Genomic DNA, 23,026 nt, shown 5'->3' on the forward strand with positions numbered 1-23,026 from the left:
GTTGGGAAAGGCAGTTATCCGGGAGATACAGGTTCATTCCCGGACGTGTTTAGTTGGGTAAAAAAAGCCCTTTTGGTATTTCCATCGGGCAAAAAAAAGGAAACTCCGTAAGAGTTTCCTGATTAATGTAGGTAGGCGCTACTTAAGCGTCTACGCCCAGTGCTTTAGCCATCACTTCTCCGATTTCAGCCGGAGACTCGGCCACATAGATTCCGTTATCTTTCATGATCCGCATTTTGGCGGCTGCGGTATCGTCTTTTCCTCCGATGATCGCTCCGGCATGGCCCATTCGTCGGCCAGGAGGGGCTGTTTGCCCGGCAATAAAGCCTACGACGGGTTTTTTGTTGCCATTTTCTTTGATCCATTTGGCAGCTTCAGCTTCGTAGTTTCCGCCGATTTCTCCGATCATCACAATGGCGTCTGTTTCCGGATCTTCCATCAATAGCTGCACCGCTTCTTTAGTGGATGTCCCAATGATCGGATCACCCCCAATACCGATGGCGGTAGAGACACCCAGGCCGGCTTTGGTAATTTGATCTGCTGCTTCGTATGTCAGGGTGCCGGATTTGGATACCACGCCTACCCTTCCTGGCTTGAATACAAAACCAGGCATGATTCCTACCTTGGCTTCGCCGGGGGTAATGACTCCGGGACAGTTAGGTCCGATCAGGGTGGCTCCCTTCTTTTTTACATAGGGTTTGGCTTTCATCATGTCCTTGACGGGGATACCCTCTGTAATGGCAATGATCACTTTGATTCCGGCATCGGCCGCTTCCATGATGGCGTCGGCCGCAAAAGCCGGCGGGACAAAAATTATGGTGGTGTCTGCTCCTTTGGCCTTAACAGCTTCTTCTACAGTATTAAACACAGGTTTACCCAAATGAGTGCTGCCTCCTTTGCCCGGAGTAACTCCACCGACCAGGTTGGTTCCGTACTCGATCATTTGTTGGGCATGAAAAGAACCTTCCGTTCCAGTGAATCCCTGTACGATTACTTTGGAATTTTTATTTACCAATACGCTCATGTGTCTGCTTTTGATTAATTCGCTACAAAAATAGAAGATAAAGGGCGATCACAAAAAGAAATGGCAAACAATATCAATTTAATTTACACTATTGATAAGTTTTTATATTTTTAGGAACAGTTTGACAAGCTATGAATAAATTCTTTCCTCTGGTTTTCTTTCTCCTGTGTCAGTATTTGGTTTTCGGTCAAACGTTTAAGTTTAATAAGCAAATCAGAGGACTGGGAGAAACGCCCAATATCATTTATTCCATTGCCCAGGATCAAAAGGGCTTTATCTGGGTGGCTACTAACCAGGGGGTGAAGTTTTCCGACGGAATTCGTTCCGAATTTCTCCCGGATAGCATCCGCCAAACGTTTACCACAGAGCAAAACGTGTTCGTGGACGCGGACGGGGAGGTCTGGGTATACCAGCAAAGTGGTCGGCCATTGGTCTATCGCCATACCGGTGATTCCTGGCAAAAAGCAGAAACACTGCTTACGGATAGCATGGCTACCGGCAATCACGATTCCATGGTTTTTTTCTCCCTGGGACAAGGACCAAAGAAGGAGCTTTTTCTGGTACTGCCCGATTGGGTGATTCACCAGAAAAGATCCGGCGAGCCGTCCACCGCTTTACCGACCAGTGGGCTGGGAGACTTCTATTCCCATTTTGTCTCTGAAAACGATACACTGTTTCTTTTCGAGCGAGGGGTCTATCGGATGTCAGCTGGTAGCTTTCAACGGGAGCAGCAAATGGATTTCTGGCCTGAGGACGAACCGCTGGTAAAAATGGCCCGCCTGCCCGGAAGCCAGTCTTATTTTTTCCTAACCCGAAACCGTCTCTACGCGGGAGAAAACCCCTATAGCCTGAGCGATACGCTGTATCGGATTACCCGTGACGAGCCAACCGGGCCCAAAGATCGCTTTGACCTTTTTCTAAAAAACGAGAAAGTATACTTCTATTACAACTCGCACCTGTATCAATTCAATACGAAGACCCGGCGCCGTTTTGTGCTGTCGGTGTACGAGGAACTCAGAGTCCGGCAGGTAAACACGGCGATGGTGGACCGGGAAGGCATTATTTGGATTGGGACGTTTCGGGGATTGGCAAATCTTGCCAGCACCAAATTTCAAAATTTTGACGAACAAACGGGGGCTCCTGCGCCGGATATCTCGGCGGCGATTTTATATGGCCGGCAAAAATACCTGGTGGGTTTCGAAAACGGCATTCAGGCCTGGAGAGGGGGATCGCCCGCAGTTACGCATTTCTTCTCGTCGGAAATCGTTCCAGACCGGCGGGACCGGGTGCTGAACTTTAGTTTGGATAACCGTGGCAATGTGTGGTTTTCAGCTTATGACCATGGGTTGGGTTTTTTTGATGCCGAGACCATGGACATGCGCTTGTTTTCACTGCCTGAAAACCAGTTGGTCTCCTACGTATGGACCGATGAGGAACACCTGTGGGTGGCCGGGGACCAGCGGGTGTACCGGGCCCGATTACCGGCGCCTGGCAGTTCACCCGATCTAAACGAATACGATATTGGCTTGCCTCCGGACAAACCCATCGGCTTTATCCGTAAAATCGGCCGGCTGAAAAATGGCAAATGGATGATTTTGGTAGCGGGAGGAACCGTTTCCTCGAATGAACTACGGGTCTATCCGAACGCAATCAAGTTGCAAGGATACGATTTTTTGGAACGAAACGACTCCCTTTTTGTCGGTACGGAAAAGGGGTTTTTCAGCCTTGAGGATACCGTATTGCGCCCTGCACGCATTCATGGACAAACCGTCGATCACCCGGTGTACGCTTTTTTGGAGGATGAAAAGGGCCAGTTATGGCTGGGTACCGATTCGGGGGTACTGTTACAGGAATCGGATAGGCTTCGGGTGTTTACCGAAAAAACGGGCCTGATTGGAAACGATGTGGGTAGGGGTGCGCTGGCACAAGCAGATAAGGGCAGGATTCTTATTGGTACCCAAAACGGCGTATCGGTATACTATCCGGAAGAAGATCAGGAGTCGCTGGAAAGCCCCCTGGTCTTTCTAGAAAAAGTTGCCATATTGGATGCCAAACCTATAGAAACCGAGTTTCTGAAAATCCCTTTTCGGTTAAACAATATTGTTTGTTCGTTTAGCGCGGCTAGTTTTCGAAACGCCCCGGACCTTACCATTTATTACTGGCTGGAAGGCCTTCACACGGAATGGCAAGCATTGGTAAACCCCCATACCAACGAATTGTTATTCAACAATCTCCCGCCGGGAGACTACCGGCTGGCGTTAAAGGCAGGTTTGTCAGGCTATCCGCCATCCGAGGTCGTCTATTCAGATCGGTTTCAAATTGACCTTCCGTTTTACCTGCAGTTTTGGTTTCTATTGCTGCTTGCTGCCTTTCTGTTGGCCTTGGGCTATGGAATCAGCCTCTTGTACCGGCAGGCGAAAAACCAGGGCAGGATGCGGAACACCTTGCATCAGAAAACACAGGAGATAGCCAATCGGGAGGATCGGTTTCGAAATGTATGGAATAGTTCTCAAGACGGGCTGCTGCTTTCGGTTAAGGGAGGGAAAGTGATCGCCGCCAACCCTGTGCTTTGTGAAATGGCTTCGGTGACCGAAAAGGAGTTGCAAACCTATGGCGTCGCTCACCTGTTTGCCGATCCCGGGTTCTATCCGTCCATTCGGGATGAAATCAGCGAGGACCTGGCGAAAATTGACAACAGCGGGTTTACCCGGGAATTAAAAATGCCCTTTCGGGGCAAAACTAAGGAAATCGAGTTGTTTATTTCCCGAATGAAGGAGGATTTTGACGGAAATCCCTTGTACCTCAATGTATTTCGGGATATTTCGACAAAGAAAGCATTTGAACAGGGCCTGAAGCATGCAAAGGAAAAAGCCGAGGAGGTGAGTCAGCTGAAGAGTAGCATCATTTCCAACATGAGTCACGAGCTAAGAACTCCTCTTAACGGTATATTAGGTAGTACGGAACACCTAATCCAACGAAGATCGGAGGATAAGGAACTGCTTGGTCACCTGGATATTATCCGGGAAAGTGGCGAAAGGCTGCTCCAAACAATGACCAATATATTGGATCTTTCCCAAATTGAAGCCGACCGGGTGGATTTCGTATTGGAAAAAACCAATATCAATGATTTTATTTCAAAAATTTTGGTAAAACATAAATCTGCAGGAATAAAAAAAGGTATCTTAGTCACTTCAAAGTTCCCCACCAGACCTTTTTTTGCAAATGTGGAACGTAAATGCCTGGAAATAATCGTTAATAATATCGTTGGTAACTCGATTAAGTATTCCGAGAAGGGCATGGTACAGGTACATGTGGAGAAAATTGAGCACCAGCTCGCGTTGCAGGTTCGGGATCAGGGAGTGGGGATCAGTGAAGACTACCTGGTCAAATTGTTTTATCCGTTTGAACAGGAAAGTAAGGGTTTTAACCGTAAATTTGAAGGAGCGGGAATCGGGTTGGCTATTTCTAAGCACCTGGTCGAACGCCTGGATGGAACCATACTTCTTGAGAGTGAAAAGGGGAAGGGTACCCTGGTAAAAATTTTCTTACCCTTGGACAGCTAAATCTATCATGGAAATGCGTGACTTTACGAATTCTGAACGTATGTTTTCCCTCAAAATACTGATTACGGAAGACGATACCGTGTCGGCACTTTTGCTCAAAAAAGCGCTGGAAAAAAACCACCACCAGATTATTGGAATGGCCGACTCCGGTGAGATGGCCCTGGAAATACTCGAGAATAACCGGGCGGATATTGTCATGATGGACATCAACCTGTCCGGAAAGCTGGACGGTATCAAAACCACGGAGATCATCAACGAAAAATACAACATCCCGGTAGTATACCTTACGGCGAGTTCCGATTCCGAAACCTTACAGAAGGTAGCCGTAACCAATCCCAGCGCCTACGTCATCAAACCCTTCAATATCCGGGAACTGAACATGGTGATTGAGTTGGCCATTTTTAAGGACAAAAAGGAAAAGGAACTGCAGAGTTTGAATAACGAGCTGGAGGAAAAGGTCAAAAAGCGTACCGCCGATCTCAACGAGGCCAACAAAGAGCTGCAAAAAGCGCTCGAAAAGGAACGGGAGTTGAGTGAACTGAAATCCCGTATCGTGCAGAACGTTTCCCATGGATTCAAGACCCCACTGACTTCCATTCTGAGTTCGGCCCAGTTGCTCAAGCTTTATGCCGAAAAAGACCATCCCTTCAAGGTCAAAATAGTGAAGCACGCAACGAAAATCGAAAATTCGGTGCGTAACCTCAACAGTTTGCTTACCAGCGTACTCTTCTTTGGAAAAGCGGATGCCGATAAAATGAACTACAAGCCGGTACGGATTTATACTTCTGCTTTTTTGAACGAAGTCGTCGACATGGTGAAGGCCGGGGTGGAAAACGATGTCAAAATTATCACTGATTTTGATAAGCTACCAAAAATGATCACCTCAGACATGGACTTGCTGTATCAGATTTTGGAAAACCTGCTTTCCAATGCCGTGAAGTATTCCAAGGATGGCGGGACGGTTACCTTTACGGTTCGTCACGAAAACGAAGTGCTCAAGCTTTCCATAAAGGATCAGGGAATTGGAATTTCCGATGGCGAACAATCCCAGCTGTTTGACCGTTTCTTTAGAGCAAAGAACGTTGGCCTACGTGAGGGTTCCGGTTTGGGCCTGTCCATCGTAAAAAAATGCATCGAAGTCATTGGAGGAAAAATTTCTTTTACGAGTAAGATAAATAAGGGAACGGAATTCAAGCTTGAAATTCCGGCAAAAAAATAACGATTGATGATTGCCGCTACGTCTATTCAATTTGCTTACAATAAAGAACAACCATTTTTTATTCCGGATTTTGAGATCAAAGGGGGCGAAGCCGTTTTGGTGCTTGGAAAATCCGGTAGTGGAAAAACCACCCTGCTGAACATTCTGGGTGGGCTGCTGGCCCCACAGCAAGGCGAGGTTCGGATAAACGGCATTTCCCTGTATTCCATGAAAGGAAACACGTTGGATAAATTCCGGGGAAAAAATATTGGAATTGTCTTTCAAAAGCCGCACATCCTTTCCCCGCTGACGGTAGAAGAAAACGTCGCCTTGCCTCGGTTTTTTGTCAACAAGCCCTCGGACGGAATGGTGGACCGGATCTTAAGCGAATTGGGTATCTTCGATAAAAAAAACGCAGGCATCCACACCCTAAGTGAAGGAGAGGCCCAGCGGGTGTCGATTGCAAGGGCTCTGGTCAACGAGCCCAAAATCATCCTGGCCGATGAACCTACGGCAAGCCTCGACGACGAAAACGCCAAAATCGTTGTGAACCTGCTGAAAGAACAAGCAAAGAAACTCAACGCATCGCTCCTTATTGTCACCCACGATCAACGCATCAAAGACGAAATTGAAACGCGTATCACCCTTACCCGGAAAGGTCTATGAACATGCTAAAGCTAAGCTGGAGCTACCTGATGGCAAAACCGTGGAATACGGGGCTGAATATTCTGTTATTGGCCCTGGGCTTATCCATTATAACGGTATTAATTTTAATACAGGACCAGTTTGAAAATAAGATGAACCGGGACGCCTCCGGCATTGACCTGGTCATTGGCGCCAAAGGAAGCCCGCTGCAATTGGTGCTTTCCTCCGTCTACCACATCGATTTTCCTACCGGAAATATTCCCCTGGAAGAAGCAGGAAAGTTGTCCAAAAACCGCCTTATCAAAAATACCATTCCGCTAGGCCTGGGAGACAACTACCAGGGATACCGGATTGTCGGCACTAACCACGATTACCTCGAACTGTATGGCGCGGAATTTGAGACTGGGGAAGCCTGGCGTCTACCTTTCGAGGTGGTATTGGGACAAGTGGCCGCACAAAAGCTGGACTTGAAAGTAGGCGATACCTTTGTTGGATCGCACGGCATTGCTTCTGCCAGCCACGAGCACGACGAGCACCCCTACGTAGTGGTAGGTGTGCTGGAAGCCAGGGGGAATGTGGTCGACCAACTGATACTCACCAGTGTGGAGTCGGTGTGGCTATCTCACGACGAGGAACACGACCACGATAAAATGGAGCAGGAAGTTAGCAAAACAGGGCTTCCGGAAGCCAGGGACGAGGAGGCACGTGAGCTTACCACCCTATTGGTGCAGTATCGAAACCCCATTGCGGCCGTTCAGTTGCCCCGTTTTGTTAACAGCCGTACCGCCCTGCAGGCGGCCTCTCCCTCCTTTGAGATTTCCCGGCTGTTTGAGTTGCTGGGAGTAGGCATATCCCTCATTCAAGGTCTGGCCCTGGTCATCGTCTCCATTGCAGCGCTGGGGATTTTCATAGCGCTGTACAATTCTCTTAAAGAAAGAAAGTACCATCTTGCTGTGATGCGGGCTATTGGCGCCTCCCGGGGCCAGCTATTTGTTCTGATTGTAATGGAAGGGTTGTTATTAACGTTTATGGGTGCGGTATCGGGGCTGCTCATCGGACACTTTTTTCTCCTGGTACTGGTTATGGTAAACGAACAGGGACTGATGTCCGGACTGACGGCCTTTGTTTTCCTTAGCAGTGAATGGTGGATCCTGGGCTATGCCCTGGCGGTGGGGATTATTGCCTCATTGATTCCGGCATGGAATGCCTACCGGACAGATATTGCCACACAACTAACCAAGTAAACAAATTGCAAGCTATGAAGTATCTTATTATCCTATTGACGTTTTTGGCATTGCCTGGACTGGCACAGCAAAATAGCGTATGGAAAGACCTCTCCAAAGTAACGTATGAAATTGGAGAGGATGAATTCGGCGAACTATACCTCCCGGTTTTTGACGAGAAAGTCAAAGAAATGGAAGGGAAAGAAGTCACGGCAGATGGATACATCATTCCGTTTGAAGGCATGTTCAAGCCGGAGCACATCATTCTCTCTTCCCTCCCGCTGGCGGAATGTTTTTTTTGCGGTTCCGGAGGCCCGGAGACCGTCATGGAAGTAATGCTGCAAGACCCGATTAAATACACCTCCAAAAAGGTACAGGTGAAAGGAACCCTGGTTTTGAATGCCAAGGATCCGGAGAAGCTGATGTACATCCTGACGGATGCCCAGCTTATTTCACCCTGATACCGGATGCTAGCGCGATGCGGCGGTAGCGGCTATTTCCAACTCCATTGCCAAAAAATCGGCCATGAGTTTTCTTGTTACCGGACCGGGCTTGCCGGTACCGATTCGAACCTGATCGATCTGTGTAATGGGCAGGATGCGCTTGGTGGTAGAACTGATAAAGACTTCGTCTGCCTGTAGGAGTTCATCCAGCCCAAAGTCGGCAAAGCTCACATCTCCGGCCAATTCGATTACCTTATTTCGGGTAATTCCCCAAAGAATATCGCGGTTGGGTGTGTACAATTGCCCGTGTTTCACCATGAAAATATTGCTTCTAGAGCTTTCCGAAACCCGCCCCTCGTGGTGGTAGACCACGTCCTCTGCCTGCTGGGCTTTCCAGTCCATGCTCAGCCAACATGGATAGGTGTAGTTGGTGGTCTTGATGGCAGCGAGGGGTCGGACATAGTCCACACTTACAAGTTTTACGCCATTCCGGTATTTCTCTTCAGCAGGTAACTGCAGGGATTCGCAGAAAATAAAGAGTTGCCCTTTGGCAGGTAAAAAGTGGTTGGGCGACAGGCCTCCGGTAAGCACCATGCGGATTCCACCGTCAGCATGCGCATTTTTCTCTATCAATTCGTAGATGATTTCCTTTAGTTCCAATGGACTGTAGTCCAATGCCAGTCCGGCTTTTCTCGCGGATTCCGTAAAACGATTCAGGTACGCTTCCAAAAATAAGGGATGCCTGCCCACGGTTCTGAAAAAATCAAAAATGGCATACCCTCGGATCAAGCCAATATCCAGGGGATGCACCCGTGCCTGCTGGCTATCGATGATTTGGTCGGTTGAAAAACAAAATGGTTTCATGTTGTATCTATTTAATAATTAATTTTATTTTAACATTGTATTAATCATATTTACTATAAAAAAGTGGTACTTTTCATTTTTTTTTAATGTTATTTTATGCAGTTTTACGAGACAATTGGCAGCTGTTTTTGTGTTCAATAAACCACGTAAACGATTCAATATGAAAGTAAGACCTTTTCCCTTATTTGTGCTATTTTTTGCACTGCTATTTTCGTGTGCGGCGGAAAAAGATGAAAATGTGGCGTTAAAAGAGCAAGTAATTGCCGTCCACGATGAGGTAATGCCGGAAATTGGAACCCTGAAAAGTCGGCAAAAAAAGTTGGAAGAAAAAGCAGACGCGCTGGCACAGGAGGCTAACGGAGTGGATACTCGAGAGCAGGTTCAGGCACTAAGGGCAGCAGCCCGATCCTGTGAGGCGGCTTACGATGGCATGTTTGTGTGGATGCGGCAGTTCGAGAGCGAGTACGACGGCATGACGGAAGAAGAGATCCGGAGTTACTTGCAGGATCAAATGAAGAAGGTGGAGCAGGTAAAAAAGGACATTCGATCTGCGTTGACCCGTTCCGACTCCCTGCTCAACGGGGGCTTGTGACGTTTTCGAGTGCCTGATTTACCTGTTCGGTGGAGACGATACCCTTTTTATGCCCCCACACATTATAGATATAGGTGGACAATTGAGCGATTTCCAGTGGCGTCAGTCCCGGATTGCCGGGCATGGCTTGGTTGTACACCTGTCCGTTCACCGTCATTTCACCTGCTACGCCATATTTTATCAGCCGAATCGTCCGGCCTATGTCCGATAGCATGTAATCCGAACTGCGGAGCGGGGGGATGAGTTTTGCCAAACCGCTTCCGTCTTCCTGATGGCAGTTGCTGCAATACGTCAGGTACAGTTGTTGCCCTTCAATGGCGTATTGTTTGGTTTTTAGCTCGTCTATGTCCCGGATTCCCTGGTCCCGTTTTTCGCCTGACGGGCTGCAGGCATGCAGGATGGTACCCAATAAGATCCAATAAGCTGCTCGTTTAGCCGTCCTCATCCGATTCATTCAATAACCTGGGAATAGCTTTTATCAGCCGGTTTACCTGCGTTTCCTTGGTACCGTCGTATACCCCACGTATCCGTCCCTTCCGGTCTATCAGCACGAAGGCTCCGCTGTGCAGGTATCCGCCTGGTTCGTCTTTGTCCGACATGGCAGTGGTCAGGTAGGAAGTTTGGCCGATTTCGAATATTTTTTCTTGTTCACCGGTTAGAAAATTCCAGGTTTGGGCATTCTCCACGCCTAGTCTGGCTGCGTAGTCTTTCAGCAGGGCCACCGTATCGTATTCGGGATCGATGGTATGGCTCAGAATTTTAAAATCAGGCTCGTCTTTGAACGCTTCGTATACGCGCAACATCTCCTTTTTCATGATGGGGCAGATGGTGGGGCAGCTGGTAAAAAAGAAATCGGCAACGTATACCTTTCCCCGTACGTCATCGTTGGATACCGACTCCCCTTCCTGGTTGATAAAGGTAAAGTCAGCGATCGTATGGTAGACCGTATCTACCCGGGTGACTCCATCGACGGTGATTTCCTCGGTATGGCGGTTGCCCAAAATGGGCAAGGACTCAGAGGTCGACGGATCCTGGCAAGCTGCCATACCAACCAGCAGCAAGATAGGCATTGCAGAAAAAAACGGTGTATTCATTTTTTGATTATAGGACACCTCAGCAGGGGAATTAGTTCCGCTCGCGGCGCTTTTTGTACCACTTTGTCGCGAGCATCAGCAGTACCGCCAGGCCTACCAAACCCAGCATTCCCCAGAACATATTGACCAGGTTTTTGAGCACGATCAGAAAGACGATGGCGAACAGCAACAAGGTAGCCACTTCGTTCCATAGGCGCAGGCGCATGCTGTTCCAAACGGGCTTCCCTTGCTGGAGCGAGCGATAGATGCGCTGACAACCAAGTTGATAGGCATAAAGAAGGAATACAAAGCCAAGTTTTGCGTGCATAAAGGGCATTTGCAGGTAAGCCGGGCGGTAAAACAAGATGGCAATGCCCAAAATTAGCGTCAGGATAGCCGACGGCCAGGTGATGATGGTCCAGAGCCTTCGGGTCATCAGATCGAGTTGTGGTTTGAGGATAGCGCGCTCCGCTTCGGGGCGTTCCAGTGCTTCGGTCTGATAGATAAACAAGCGGACCACATAAAAAAGGCCTGCAAACCAGGTGACTACAAATATTATGTGAAGCGCTTTGATGTATTCGAATGCCATTGTTGCAATTTTGTGCTAAATTAAGGGTTCACATTGGTTTTTTGATACAATGAAAACAAAATATTGGAGGTACCTGATTGGAGGCATCGTGGCCGTACTGCTGCTGGTGATGGTGTATGCGAGTCTTAGCCAGCAAGGGGTTCAGGACCTGAAAGGAGATTACCGCGAATTGGCCCGGTACAGAAACGAAAACAACACCGGACCGGTCATTCGGATTTTTGCCGTGGCCACCGATGGAAAGCAATGGGAGGAAATGCGGGCTTACGGCGATTTTATGCCCCATACCAAATACGGGAATACCCGGGTATTCTTTTTTGACCGCGACCTGGGGGAAATCGAATTGTCCCCGGAGCCGCCATATTTTGATGCGAAATGGGAGCGGTATTGCATCGCTACCTATGAAAAAACTGCCATGGGACAGGTGAGGTGGCAGCAAGTTGATTGATCCAAGATCTCCGAAAGCGAGGAAGGCAAATCAGCCTTATCGGAGGAATAAGCCTCCCAGACGATGCCTGGGGGCTTTCCGGTATTTTGCCGGATAGGTGGGATCAGGTGAGCATGGCACCGTTTACCTGAAGGGTTTGTCCGGAGATGTAACTGCTCAGGTCCGATCCGAGAAAAACGCAGGCATCGGCCACCTCCTCGGGTTTTCCGCCCCGTTTCATGGGGATTCCGTCTCGCCAGCCTTGCACCGTTTTTTCGTCGAGGACTGCGGTCATCTCGGTTTCAATGAATCCGGGAGCGATGGCGTTGCATCGGATATTCCGGGATCCGAGTTCCAGGGCGACGGATTTGGTAAATCCGATGATTCCGGCTTTCGAAGCCGCATAATTGGCCTGACCGGCGTTGCCTTTGATCCCTACCACGGAGGTGATGTTGATGATGGAGCCGGCCTTTGCTTTCATCATGGTCCGGGTAACCGCTTTTACGGTGTTGAAGCACGATTTGAGGTTGGTACCGATCACCTCGTCCCAGTTTTCTTCGCTCATGCGCATCAACAGGTTGTCCCGTGTGATCCCCGCGTTGTTTACCAAAATGTCCAGGCCGCCAAATTCAGCGACCACATCGGCAATGAGTTGCTCGGCTGCCTGATAATTAGAGGCGTCGGAGCGGAAGCCTTTTGCTTTGATGCCAAAGGCTGCCAGTTCCTTTTTCAGTTGTTCGCCTTTTTCTACACTAGACAAAAAAGTAAAGGCCACGTCCGCGCCTTCCTCGGCGAAGCGGATGGCAATGGCCCTTCCGATCCCTTTGGAAGCCCCGGTTACCAGGGCTTTTTTTCCTGTTAGTAATCCCATAGTCAAAATTTTTAGTGTTTTTTCTTTGCCAAAAATAGGTATTTATTCCAAAATATCGGGAAGGGGATTGGAATTAATGCTTTTGTCTTCTTTGGAGATTTACGTTGGATCTATGCTTTCATTGGGTTTCTACCAGCTTTGATTATCAAAACCAAATTTTTTTCTGAACATTATTCTTTTAAATTTGCATAGCAAAAAAAGAAATCAAAATCGAATCATATGTCTTCAACAAAATTTGATGTCATCGTGCTGGGCACAGGCCCAGGAGGTTATGTAGCAGCGATCCGGGCCTCGCAGCTCGGGCTGAAAGTTGCCGTGGTGGAAGCAGAAGAGCTGGGGGGTATCTGTCTGAATTGGGGATGCATCCCTACCAAAGCCCTGATTAAAAGTGCTCAGGTATTTGAATACATCAACCATGCGGCCGATTACGGCATTTCCGTGGACAAGGCCAGCGTCAATTTTGAGGACATGATCAAACGAAGCCGCGACGTGGCTGCCGGTATGAGCAAGGGCGTGCAGTTTCTGATGAAGAAAAATAAAATCGAACAGTTGCTGGGTTGGGGAAAAGTGAAACCTGGAAAAAAAGTGGAGGTCGAAGATAAGGATGGAAAGAAAACCGAGTACAGCGCTGACCACATCATCATTGCCACGGGCGGCAGATCCAAGGAATTGCCGGCGTTGAAGATTGACAATAAGAAAATAGTCGGCTACCGAAAAGCCATGACCCTGGATAAAATGCCTAAAAAGATGGTGGTGGTAGGCTCTGGCGCCATCGGGGTGGAATTTGCCTACGTGTACCGCTCCATCGGTGTGGAAGTGACCATTGTGGAGTTTCTAGACCGGATCGTCCCCAACGAAGACGAGGAAGTATCCAAGACCTTGGAGAAACTATACAAGAAAAAAGGCATTGAAATCATGACCAGCGCGGAGGTTACCCAGGTAGACACCAAAGGGTCCGGCTGCAAAGTAACGGTCAAAACCAAAGGGGGCGAAGAAGTGATCGAGTGCGACCTGGTGCTGTCTGCAGTGGGCGTGGTATCCAATGTGGAAAATTGCGGCCTGGAAGATGTGGGCATTCTGGTGGACAAAGGTAAAATCAAAGTAGACGAATACTACAAAACCAATATGCCGGGCTACTATGCGATCGGTGATGTGGTGGCAGGACCGGCACTAGCCCATGTGGCTTCCGCCGAAGGGATTATCTGTGTAGAAAAAATTGCGGGTCAGCATCCCGATCCGCTGGACTATAACAACATCCCCGGCTGTACCTACTGCATCCCCGAAATCGCATCGGTTGGGTACACCGAAGCGAAGGCTAAGGAAGCCGGTTACGAATTGAAAGTCGGTAAATTTCCGTTTTCCGCCTCTGGAAAGGCTTCGGCTGCTGGTGCCAAAGACGGCTTTGTGAAGTTGGTGTTTGACGCCAAATACGGGGAGTTGCTTGGCGCTCACATGATCGGATCCAACGTAACGGAGATGATTGCCGAAATCGTCGCCATCCGTAAACTGGAAACTACCGGTCACGAACTGATAAAAACAGTTCATCCGCACCCAACCATGTCGGAAGCCATCATGGAGGCTGCCGCTGCGGCCTACGGCGAAGTCATTCACCTGTAGGGGCATCGCCGGAAGGCAGTTTGGAATGGATTGTAGGTACTAGCTACTGAGATAGGTTTTTTGGAAGAGCAGGATTTGATACGAGGGCTTCGGGCCAAAGACCGGCAGGTCCAGGAATATTTGTACGAAAAGTATTCCAGGGCACTGTATGGTATTGTGCGCAGGATAATTTTCGATCAGGAAATAGCGGAGGAGGTTTTTCACGATGCTTTTCTGAAAATTGCGAAAAAGATCGATTCCTACGATGAGGCAAACGGGCGGTTGTACACCTGGATGGCGGCAATCTGCCGGAATGCCGCGATCGATAAAACCCGATCCAAAGAATTTTCCACCAATAGTAAGACCAATACCATCGATGCCTACGTATATGCGTTGGAGGGAGAATCCGATACAGCCGCCACAGTAGACGGGATCGGGGTTCGGGAACTAATGGACGATTTGAACGAAGAGCAGCGGCTGGTGATGGAATGCATCTATTTTAAAGGGTATACCCATTCGGAAGTGGCAGAGATGTACTCCCTGCCGCTCGGGACGGTAAAATCACGGGTCAGGGCTGCCCTACAGGTATTGAAAAAGAAAGCAGGTAAAATTTAGTGGACATACAGGCTTACATATCGTCTGGCAAGTTGGAGCTTTTTGTTTTGGGAGACCTTAACGAAACGGAGCGGCGGGAAGTGCTTTCCCTGGCCAAAGCGTACCCAGAAATCCAACGGGAGATCGAGGCCATTGAGGCCATGCAGTTTGACTTCGACCAACGATCCGGGAGGGAGCCTTCCGTGCGCGTGAAGGATAAAATTTTTGCCAGCCTGGAGGCCGACCGACATGCGGCGTCCGCTACGAAAAACCAAAAGGAGCGGACGCTTGCCACTACCTCTTGGAAAAATTTCGCCGTGGCTGCCTCGGTCACCGCCCTACTTGCCATTGGACTTGCCGGCTATTTTGGATACCGTTACTACGAGGTGGAAGCACGGGTAACGCAAGCGCTGGCACAAAATGCCCGGTTGGCCGAGAACCTCCAAAACAATCAGGTGCGTTTCGATCAACTGGATGCCCGGACCAAACAGCTGTTATCCGGCAATTTTGAACGCGTCCCCATGGAGGCAACCGGCCTTCCCATGCAGGAAGAAGCCCGGGTGGATGTCTTCTGGGACCGGGAGAGTCAGGAGGTTTTCCTTTCGGTAAACCGATTGGCAGATTTGGATGAAAACAGCGATTACCAGTTGTGGGCCATTGGGGCCGATGGTCCGAAAGGCATCGGCCTGGTGAATCCCGGAGAAAAATTAAACCTCCAAACCATGCAAGCGGCTTCGGAAGCGCAGGCCTTTGCCATCACCATTGAACCTAAGGGAGGGAGTGCCAGTCCTACCCTCGAAAAATTGGTCGTGCTGGGAAAGGTTTCCTGAGGCCCATGCAAAAAGTGCCGCCCGGATCCCGCCGGGTATTGATGCGGCTGCTATTTTATTTTAACTTGCAGGTATAATTTTCCCCTACATGGAATTACAACTTTCTACCCCCGGTTTGCTTTTTTCCGCCATTACCTTGTTGATGCTGGCGTATACCAACCGGTTTTTGGCCATGGCCAATCTGATTCGGGGGCTCCATAAAAAATACCTGGAAAGCAGTAGTCAGGAAAAAGCAATCATCGGCCAAATCAAAAACCTACGAAAACGGCTGAACATGATCAAAAACATGCAGATATTCGGCGTTCTGAGTTTCCTGCTGTGCGTGATCTGCATGTTTTTGCTCTACCAGGAATTTATCACTGCTGCAAATTGGGTGTTTATGGGGAGCATGCTTTGCCTGTTGATTTCCCTGGCCATATCCTTGGCGGAACTACAAATCTCAACCAATGCGCTGAATCTGGAGCTGCTGGACATGGAAGACGTGCTCAACCGGCAAAGTAACAGCAGTTTGAATCAGTTGCTTACCAATAAAGAAGCGAACAAATGAGCGAAACCGTTGGCGCGATCGATCTGCGCAGCGATACCCTTACCCAGCCCAGCCGGGAAATGAAAGAAGCCATGATGCAGGCCAGCCTGGGGGACGACGTGTTTGGTGAAGACCCCACCGTCCGGCAACTGGAGACCAAGCTGGCCGGTATTTTCGGAATGGAAGCAGGGCTCTTCTGCCCCTCCGGGACCATGAGCAATCAGATCGCTATCCGGCTTCATACCGGTCCGCAAACCGAGGTGATTTGCCACAAATATTCCCACGTCTATCTCTACGAGGGAGGGGGCATCATGTCCAACAGCCAGGCTTCCGTAAAGCTATTGGACGGCGCGGCGGGGAAACTGCAGGTAGAAGCCATAAGGGAGTCCATCAATCCGGACGACGATCATGCGCCGGAAACGACGCTGGTTTCTCTGGAAAACACCATGAACAAAGGAGGCGGAAGCGTGTATACGCTGGAAGAAGTCCGTCCCATTCGTCAATTGTGCAAAGAAACCGGTTTGAAACTGCACCTGGATGGAGCCAGGCTGTTCAATGCCCTGGTTTATTCCGGCGAGCGGCCCCATGACTGGGGTAAAATGTGCGATACCCTTTCCATATGCCTGAGCAAAGGCCTGGGCTGTCCGGTGGGCTCGGTGCTGCTAGGCAGTCAGGCAACCATACGAAAAGCCAGAAAAGTACGCAAGGCACTTGGGGGAGGAATGCGTCAGGCCGGCATGTTGGCAGCTGCCGGAATTTACGCCCTGGATCATCACGTAGCCCGACTGGAGGAGGACCACGATCGCGCCCGCTTGATCGCCCACTTGCTAGCCCGGGTCCCTGGAGTGAGCGAGATTCTCCCGGTAGCGACCAATATCGTGATTGCCCGTTTGGATAGAATAAGTCCCGAATCCTTTTTGGAGCAATTGGCGGACAAGCAGATTCGCGCCGTAAAATTCAGAAAAGACCAGGTTCGGATGGTCACTCACCTGGATATCGAAGACCGTCACCTGGAAGCAATGGAGCAGCGGCTCGCGCAGTGGAAGGTACGGTTTTGATCCCGCGTTCCTTGGGGAAGGTTCCGAAGGAATAGGCGAATAGTCCCCGTTGCCAGTTGACGTACATCCACCTAAATGCAAGAGACATGGATCAAATACCATTGGCTGAACGAATGCGGCCCGCGAAAATCGAAGACCTGATTGGGCAGGAACACTTGACCCGGCCGGGAACATTTTTGTACCAGGCCATTCGATCGGGCTCGGTTCCTTCGCTGATCCTATGGGGGCCTCCCGGCGTGGGCAAGACCACCATCGCCAATATCATCGCCAACGAGGTCAAGGCGCCTTTTTACACACTAAGCGCCATTAGCTCCGGCGTGAAAGACATTCGCGAGGTAATTCAAAAGGCCCGCTTCCAGCAGGGTGTGGTGCTGTTTATTGACGAGATCCATCGGTTCAATAAGTCCCAACAGGATGCCTTATTGGGGGCTGTGGAGAAGGGAACCATTCGGCTGATAGGCGCTACTACTGAGAATCCTTCCTTTGAAGTGAATGCCGCCCTGCTGTCGCGCTGCCAGGTTTTTACCCTCAATCCCCTGGGTAAACCCGAACTTGAAGCCATGTTGCAGCAGGCCCTGGAAAAGGATTTGGACCTTAAGAAACTGAATGTTCAGTTAAAAGAAACCGATGCCCTGCTGCGAATTTCCGGTGGAGACGGGCGCAAACTACTGAATTTACTCGAAATCGTTATCGACAGCTTGCCGGGAGATCCGGTGGTGATTGAAAACGATCGGGTCATGGAGGTAGCCCAGCAAAAGGTGGCGCTCTACGATAAATCCGGTGAGCAGCATTACGACATCATATCGGCATTTATCAAATCCATCCGGGGTTCCGACCCCAATGCGGCCGTGTATTGGCTGGCCCGGATGATCGAAGGAGGAGAGGACGTGAAATTTATCGCCCGCCGACTGCTGATCCTGGCCTCGGAAGACATCGGCAATGCCAATCCCAATGCCTTGCTGCTCGCCACGAATTGCTTTCAGGCCGTCAACGTCATTGGCTATCCGGAGTCGCGCATCATTTTGTCCCAATGCGTAACCTATCTGGCGTCCTCGCCGAAAAGCAACGCCAGCTATACAGCCATCAATCAGGCCCAGGCGCTGGTGCGGCAGGAAGGGGATTTGCCGGTTCCCCTGCACCTACGCAATGCCCCCACGAAACTCATGAAGGATTTGGATTACGGAAAATCGTACCGATACGCCCATGATTTTGAAAATAATTTTGTGTCCCAGGAATTCCTTCCGGACAAACTGGTCCGAACGAAGCTCTACGATCCCGGCCGCAACCCACGTGAAAACGAACTCCGAAAGCATTTACAAAAGTTGTGGGGGGACAAATACGGTTACTAGAAGGCTGCCTCTGCCGAAAAAATGGCGGAATTCGCGGCTAGGAACCCGGGGATCGAAGTGAATGGGAGGTAGGGTAGGCGCTCAGATCGAAAGCAATCCCTCGTCCGTTTTTGAAAACCTGGAGAAGAGGCAGATTTCGAGCAAATCCGGTTTTTCGTCCTTTGCGATTTTACGATAAAAATTACGCGAAGGACAGTTCATTGCCCGGATCATAAATTCACCTTGTATACTCGATTCCCTGGACAGGTGCCCGGCAAGTTTTGACCGAATGGTAGGTTTCGTTTTACACCAGAGCCAGGTACCGTTCGCTATGCTTTATCGGGGTGGAAGCGCTCTTTCTTAAACCGGTAACTGTTTCTGGCAAAAAGGCCGGAAAGATAGTCGTGGTCAACGTTGGTTTCTACCCCAAAATTTGTGATTTTAGCGCATCGTTATTAGATCGGGTGGTTTCCGGCAGGGGGACTTTTCCCCACCGGGCCCGATCCCCGACTCAAGCAAATCCCTTCCTATGCAAAGCAATTCCGTTTTTTGGCTGGTAATTTTATTGGTTTGTCTGCTTTCTGCCGACCGTACCTTTGCCAGCGGCCCCTTATCACTAGCCGATCCGCTCGATGGAAAGGTCATCATTCTGGACCCGGGACATGGCGGAACAGCGGCTACCGATTCCTACCGGGTAGGACCTTCCGGAGAACGGGAAGAATGGGTGAACCTACGCGTTGCCCTTTTACTCAGAGACCTACTGGAAGAGGCCGGGGCCAAAGTGGTCCTTACCCGGGTTAGCGACACCTTCGTGCCACTGGAAGACCGAAGTCGCTTAGCGCTGGAAAGCAAGGGTGACCTCTTCGTTTCCATCCATCACAACGCTACAGCTGATCCCTCGGTAAATTTCCCCATCATTTACTTTCATGGGGCAGCCATGGAAAATCAGGCCAGTGTGCTTTTGGGAGAAAAAATCGCCCTTGCTTTGCGCAAGCATTTGTTTGGCGGGAAGGGTCCCTACAGCCTGGTATCGGACCACACCATCTTCTCCAAGTCGGGTGCCAGCGTGTTGCGAGGCACCTACGGCATGCCTGCCGTCATTGGAGAAGCGACGTTTTTTACCCACCCGAAGGAGGAGAAACGGCTGAAAAAACAAGCCTACAACCGCAAGGAAGCAGTTGCCTACCTGGAGGCGATTCGGGCATTTTTCTCCGAAGACCTGCCGCCGATACTGGAGAAATCCCTACCGCTTCGGCTACCGCCTTTTGAGGTGTTTCAGGAGGCAGAGCGCATGCGCCCGGAAGCCTTGCAATGGAAGGAAAATTACGAGCAGGCCAAACGCCTGTACGAAAAAGGAGATGCCACGGCCAGGCTGCAGGCATTATCGTTGCTGAACCTGAGTGTAAAGGCTTTTCCGGATTCCTACCTGGCACGGGACTGCCACGAACTTCGGGTGGCGATTCTGAAAGCGCAAGGCAAATTGGAAGAGGCGGCCATGGAAGCACTGCGGCTGGAGGCATTTTATCCCCGGTAATTGCTAGGCCGTTCGATTTTTTAACTCTTCGTCCAGTTGGGACAACACCGCCTCCAAAACGGTATTGGTTTCCATGATCATAGGAGAGAGTTTTTCCCAAGCGCCTCCGTCTTCTGCCAGCCGCTCTACCTCCCGAATCACGGGGCTAAGCACGTCGATCCGTAAGTTGTCTATACTGGGTTTGATCTGGTGTGCCAGGTTTTTGATTTCGTTTAGGTCTTTCTGATCAAACGCATTGTTCAAGCCGTCTATGGTACTTTTGGCCTGCGTCACAAAAAGCTTTATCATTTCCCGGATAAAGTCATCACTTCCTCCGCTGATTTCCTCCAAATTAATGAGATTGTATAGTTTATCCTGACTGTTTTTCATTGTTGGATGGGTCGGTTTTTTTTCCAAATATACCAAATATCATGCGTTTTACCGAATGGGTGAAAATCCTGTTTTTTGCGGGCAGGAATAGAAATTTGGATTAAATTGCGGCGGTTAAAGAAAATACGCATCAGTTAACATTTGTTCATGTCAGATTTGAACCATTATTTAAAGATTGCCAGTGAGTTAGGCATTCGCGACAAGCAAGTGGCCAGTACGGCTGCCTTATTGGAAGAAGGAGCAACGGTACCCTTTATATCCCGGTACCGGAAAGAAGTAACCGGCAGTTTGGATGAAGTGCAGGTGGCGGCGATTCGGGATCGGCTGCAGCAACTGAAGGATTTGGAAAAGCGAAAGGAAGCCATCCTTAAATCCATCGAAGAGCAGGGCAAACTGACGGAAGAGCTGAAGCAAAAGATTCAGGCGGCAGAGACCATGTCGCTATTGGAGGATATTTACCTGCCGTACAAGCCCAAGCGAAGGACGAAGGGAACCATCGCCCGGGAAAAAGGGCTGGAGCCACTGGCTACCTGGATCTTTGCCCAGGAAAGCGGATCTCCGGACGAAGCGGCTAAATCTTACCTGGATTCCGAAAAAGGTGTGGAAACGGTGGAAGAGGCCCTGCAGGGAGCCAGGGATATCATTGCCGAATGGATCAATGAAGATGCAGAGGTGCGCAAGCACTTGCGGGACTTATTTATTGAAGAAGGGAAATTCGTTTCCAGAGTGATCCCCGGAAAAGAGCAGGAAGCCATCAAATACAAAGATTATTTCGAATGGGAAGAACCGATTAAGACGGCCCCCTCCCACCGGGTATTGGCCATGAGACGGGGCGAAAAGGAATTGTTTTTGATGCTGGATACCGGGCCGGAAGAGAAGGACGCACTTCGGCTGATCGAGAAAAAGGTGCTTCGTGGACAAAATGCCTGCACCGAGCAGGTAAGCATGGCGGTGAAAGACGGGTACAAACGTCTGCTGAAGCCATCCATGGAAACCGAGGTCCGGGTATACGCAAAAAAGAAGGCGGACGAGGCGGCGATCAAGGTATTTACCGAAAACCTACGGCAGTTGCTGCTCGCCTCGCCCCTGGGAGAAAAGGCCGTATTGGCCATCGATCCCGGGTTTCGCACGGGCTGCAAGGTCGTGTGTCTGGGTCGGCAAGGGCAGTTTCTGCAAAACGAAACGATCTATCCAAACGAGCCCCAAAAGAAAACCATGGAATCAGGTGCGCTGGTAAAATACCTGGTGGAACGGCACGAAATTGAAGCGATCGCCATTGGCAACGGAACGGCAAGCAGGGAGACGGAGGCATTTATCAACAGCCTGGGATTACCCAAACACGTATTGGTGGTCATGGTGAACGAAAGCGGCGCGTCGATTTATTCTGCTTCCGACGTGGCCCGGGAGGAATTTCCCGATCAGGACCTCACCGTTCGCGGTGCCGTATCGATTGGGCGCCGGCTTATGGACCCGCTGGCAGAATTGGTGAAAATCGATGCCAAATCCATCGGTGTGGGCCAATACCAGCACGACGTGGATCAAACTGCCCTGAAAAATTCCCTGGACGATACAGTCATGAGCTGCGTGAATGGTGTGGGCGTGGAGGTAAATACCGCTTCCAAACAACTGTTGACCTATGTGTCCGGATTGGGGCCCTCTTTGGCACAACACATTGTCACTTACCGCAACGAACACGGGCCCTTTAAAAGCAGGGAAGAAATAAAAAAAGTACCCCGGCTCGGGGAGAAAGCGTTTGAGCAGGCCGCTGGATTTTTGCGCATCCGAAATGGAGTAAATCCACTGGATAGCAGTGCCGTTCATCCGGAACGCTACGCGTTGATTCAGCAAATGGCCGCAGATATGGGCGTGTCGGTAGACGCCTTGCTGAAGGACGAGCAGCTTGTGCAAAAAATACCACTTAAGAAATACGTGGGAGCGGACGTAGGCCTACCAACCTTGCAGGATATCCTTGAGGAATTGGGTAAACCGGGAAGAGATCCGCGGGATCGGTTTGAGGCGTTTCAGTTTCAGGATGGGATCAATGAAATCAAAGACCTGAAGGTCGGAATGGAACTCCCCGGTATCGTGACGAATATTACGCAATTTGGCGCCTTTGTGGATATCGGGGTGCATCAGGATGGATTGGTGCATTTGAGCCAGTTGGCCGATCGGTTCGTAAAAGACCCAAACGAAGTGGTGTCGGTCAATCAAAAAGTGAAAGTGACGGTTATGGAAGTGGACACCGCCCGCAAACGCATTGGTCTAAGCATGAAAGCCGACCCCTTTGCCAAAACTCCTCCGCAGGGAAAACGGGAAAAGCCTTCCCGGCAGCGTAGTAAAAAGCAGGAGCCAAAGGAAAGTATGGCAGACAAACTAGCCTTGCTGCGTGAAAAATTCGGAAAATAGCTTTCCAATGGAATACTGCTCCCAATTCCAGTAGCGATCCCCATTCCTGATTTCCTATACCCATGCATCCCAACCGGATCATGGGTTTTTTTATGCGGTAAACCTGCGATCGGTCCGATTTTTTTCCCTGTAGTGAGGTTTTTGCTCTTCCTCCAGGAGGCTGATCCGCCAGAAAAAACGAAAAAATCGGCGATCGGACAGGCATTCATTCCGCCTCCGTCTGTTCCTTTACCAAGCAAGGGGGTTTTCGATCCGTAACGCAGGGCAAAGAAGCCT

General features: G+C 49.9%; 22 protein-coding genes. 15 read left to right on the forward strand and 7 right to left on the reverse strand.

Annotated elements, in window-relative coordinates; translation table 11 throughout:
• Positions 1–142: 142 nt before the first annotated feature.
• On the reverse strand, positions 143–1,024 hold the full coding sequence (sucD, locus tag GCU44_RS02350; protein WP_092175593.1) for a succinate--CoA ligase subunit alpha: 882 nt from the start codon (positions 1,022–1,024) through the stop codon (positions 143–145).
• 131 nt (positions 1,025–1,155) lie between these two features.
• Between sucD and GCU44_RS02355 the strand changes: the two genes are divergently transcribed.
• From GCU44_RS02355 to GCU44_RS02375, 5 genes are read left to right on the forward strand one after another with little or no spacing between them, the layout of a single operon-like run.
• Positions 1,156–4,587: an ATP-binding protein gene (locus GCU44_RS02355; RefSeq protein ID WP_154853267.1), complete on the forward strand. Its 3,432-nt coding sequence runs from the start codon at positions 1,156–1,158 to the stop codon at positions 4,585–4,587.
• 40 nt (positions 4,588–4,627) lie between these two features.
• Positions 4,628–5,806, forward strand: a complete 1,179-nt coding sequence (locus GCU44_RS02360; protein ID WP_154853427.1) for a hybrid sensor histidine kinase/response regulator — start codon at positions 4,628–4,630, stop codon at positions 5,804–5,806.
• 6 nt (positions 5,807–5,812) lie between these two features.
• Positions 5,813–6,451, forward strand: coding sequence for an ABC transporter ATP-binding protein (locus GCU44_RS02365; protein ID WP_154853270.1), 639 nt, complete (start codon positions 5,813–5,815; stop codon positions 6,449–6,451).
• Positions 6,448–7,674: an ABC transporter permease gene (locus GCU44_RS02370; RefSeq protein WP_154853273.1), complete on the forward strand. Its 1,227-nt coding sequence runs from the start codon at positions 6,448–6,450 to the stop codon at positions 7,672–7,674. Before GCU44_RS02365 ends, GCU44_RS02370 begins: the two co-directional genes overlap by 4 nt.
• Before the next feature lie 14 nt (positions 7,675–7,688).
• Positions 7,689–8,114, forward strand: coding sequence for a hypothetical protein (locus GCU44_RS02375; protein WP_154853276.1), 426 nt, complete (start codon positions 7,689–7,691; stop codon positions 8,112–8,114).
• Between the two features lie 9 nt (positions 8,115–8,123).
• On the opposite strand, the gene GCU44_RS02380 is transcribed toward GCU44_RS02375, so the two are convergent.
• On the reverse strand, positions 8,124–8,960 hold the full coding sequence (locus GCU44_RS02380) for an aminotransferase class IV (RefSeq protein ID WP_154853279.1): 837 nt from the start codon (positions 8,958–8,960) through the stop codon (positions 8,124–8,126).
• A gap of 160 nt (positions 8,961–9,120) precedes the next feature.
• Here GCU44_RS02380 and GCU44_RS02385 point away from each other — a divergent pair, with 160 nt between their 5' ends.
• Positions 9,121–9,552 (forward strand): hypothetical protein, encoded by a 432-nt coding sequence (locus GCU44_RS02385; RefSeq protein ID WP_154853282.1) that lies wholly within the window; start codon positions 9,121–9,123, stop codon positions 9,550–9,552.
• Here the strand turns inward: GCU44_RS02385 and GCU44_RS02390 are convergent.
• The 3 genes from GCU44_RS02390 to GCU44_RS02400 are packed head-to-tail and all read right to left on the reverse strand — an operon-like array spanning position 9,536 to position 11,214.
• A complete protein-coding gene (locus GCU44_RS02390; RefSeq protein WP_241684811.1) occupies positions 9,536–10,006 on the reverse strand; it encodes a c-type cytochrome in 471 nt (156 codons plus the stop codon). The two genes, GCU44_RS02385 and GCU44_RS02390, sit on opposite strands and share 17 nt — an antisense overlap.
• Entirely contained in the window at positions 9,984–10,622 is a 639-nt protein-coding gene (locus GCU44_RS02395) for an SCO family protein (protein ID WP_241684814.1), read from the reverse strand. The genes GCU44_RS02390 and GCU44_RS02395 overlap by 23 nt, the downstream gene beginning before the upstream one ends.
• A gap of 55 nt (positions 10,623–10,677) precedes the next feature.
• Entirely contained in the window at positions 10,678–11,214 is a 537-nt protein-coding gene (locus tag GCU44_RS02400) for a CopD family protein (protein ID WP_154853288.1), read from the reverse strand.
• A 49-nt stretch (positions 11,215–11,263) separates the two neighbouring features.
• Here GCU44_RS02400 and GCU44_RS02405 point away from each other — a divergent pair, with 49 nt between their 5' ends.
• Entirely contained in the window at positions 11,264–11,659 is a 396-nt protein-coding gene (locus GCU44_RS02405) for a hypothetical protein (protein ID WP_154853291.1), read from the forward strand.
• A 103-nt stretch (positions 11,660–11,762) separates the two neighbouring features.
• Here the strand turns inward: GCU44_RS02405 and fabG are convergent, their stop codons facing one another.
• Positions 11,763–12,509, reverse strand: a complete 747-nt coding sequence (gene fabG / locus GCU44_RS02410) for a 3-oxoacyl-[acyl-carrier-protein] reductase (RefSeq protein WP_154853294.1) — start codon at positions 12,507–12,509, stop codon at positions 11,763–11,765.
• 219 nt (positions 12,510–12,728) lie between these two features.
• Here fabG and lpdA point away from each other — a divergent pair, with 219 nt between their 5' ends.
• From lpdA to GCU44_RS02445, 7 genes are all read left to right on the forward strand, one after another.
• The gene (lpdA, locus tag GCU44_RS02415) at positions 12,729–14,126 is read left to right on the forward strand and encodes a dihydrolipoyl dehydrogenase (RefSeq protein ID WP_092175623.1); all 1,398 of its coding nucleotides are present in this window, start codon (positions 12,729–12,731) and stop codon (positions 14,124–14,126) included.
• 60 nt (positions 14,127–14,186) lie between these two features.
• Complete coding sequence (locus GCU44_RS02420; RefSeq protein ID WP_092175626.1) at positions 14,187–14,720, forward strand: RNA polymerase sigma factor; 534 nt, start codon at positions 14,187–14,189, stop codon at positions 14,718–14,720.
• 32 nt (positions 14,721–14,752) lie between these two features.
• Positions 14,753–15,529, forward strand: a complete 777-nt coding sequence (locus GCU44_RS02425; protein ID WP_241684812.1) for an anti-sigma factor — start codon at positions 14,753–14,755, stop codon at positions 15,527–15,529.
• An 88-nt stretch (positions 15,530–15,617) separates the two neighbouring features.
• The gene (locus tag GCU44_RS02430; protein WP_154853300.1) at positions 15,618–16,076 is read left to right on the forward strand and encodes a DUF2721 domain-containing protein; all 459 of its coding nucleotides are present in this window, start codon (positions 15,618–15,620) and stop codon (positions 16,074–16,076) included.
• Positions 16,073–17,113, forward strand: coding sequence for a threonine aldolase family protein (locus GCU44_RS02435; protein WP_154853303.1), 1,041 nt, complete (start codon positions 16,073–16,075; stop codon positions 17,111–17,113). Before GCU44_RS02430 ends, GCU44_RS02435 begins: the two co-directional genes overlap by 4 nt.
• Before the next feature lie 86 nt (positions 17,114–17,199).
• Entirely contained in the window at positions 17,200–18,462 is a 1,263-nt protein-coding gene (locus GCU44_RS02440) for a replication-associated recombination protein A (protein ID WP_154853306.1), read from the forward strand.
• A 508-nt stretch (positions 18,463–18,970) separates the two neighbouring features.
• Positions 18,971–19,975: an N-acetylmuramoyl-L-alanine amidase family protein gene (locus GCU44_RS02445; RefSeq protein WP_154853309.1), complete on the forward strand. Its 1,005-nt coding sequence runs from the start codon at positions 18,971–18,973 to the stop codon at positions 19,973–19,975.
• 3 nt (positions 19,976–19,978) lie between these two features.
• Here GCU44_RS02445 and GCU44_RS02450 read toward each other — a convergent pair whose 3' ends face one another.
• On the reverse strand, positions 19,979–20,344 hold the full coding sequence (locus GCU44_RS02450) for an Hpt domain-containing protein (RefSeq protein ID WP_092175643.1): 366 nt from the start codon (positions 20,342–20,344) through the stop codon (positions 19,979–19,981).
• Between the two features lie 147 nt (positions 20,345–20,491).
• Here GCU44_RS02450 and GCU44_RS02455 point away from each other — a divergent pair, with 147 nt between their 5' ends.
• Entirely contained in the window at positions 20,492–22,750 is a 2,259-nt protein-coding gene (locus tag GCU44_RS02455) for a Tex family protein (RefSeq protein ID WP_154853312.1), read from the forward strand.
• Positions 22,751–23,026: the final 276 nt, after the last annotated feature.

Origin of the sequence: Cyclobacterium xiamenense (assembly GCF_009467825.1) — a bacterium.
GTDB classification, from domain to species: domain Bacteria; phylum Bacteroidota; class Bacteroidia; order Cytophagales; family Cyclobacteriaceae; genus Cyclobacterium; species Cyclobacterium xiamenense.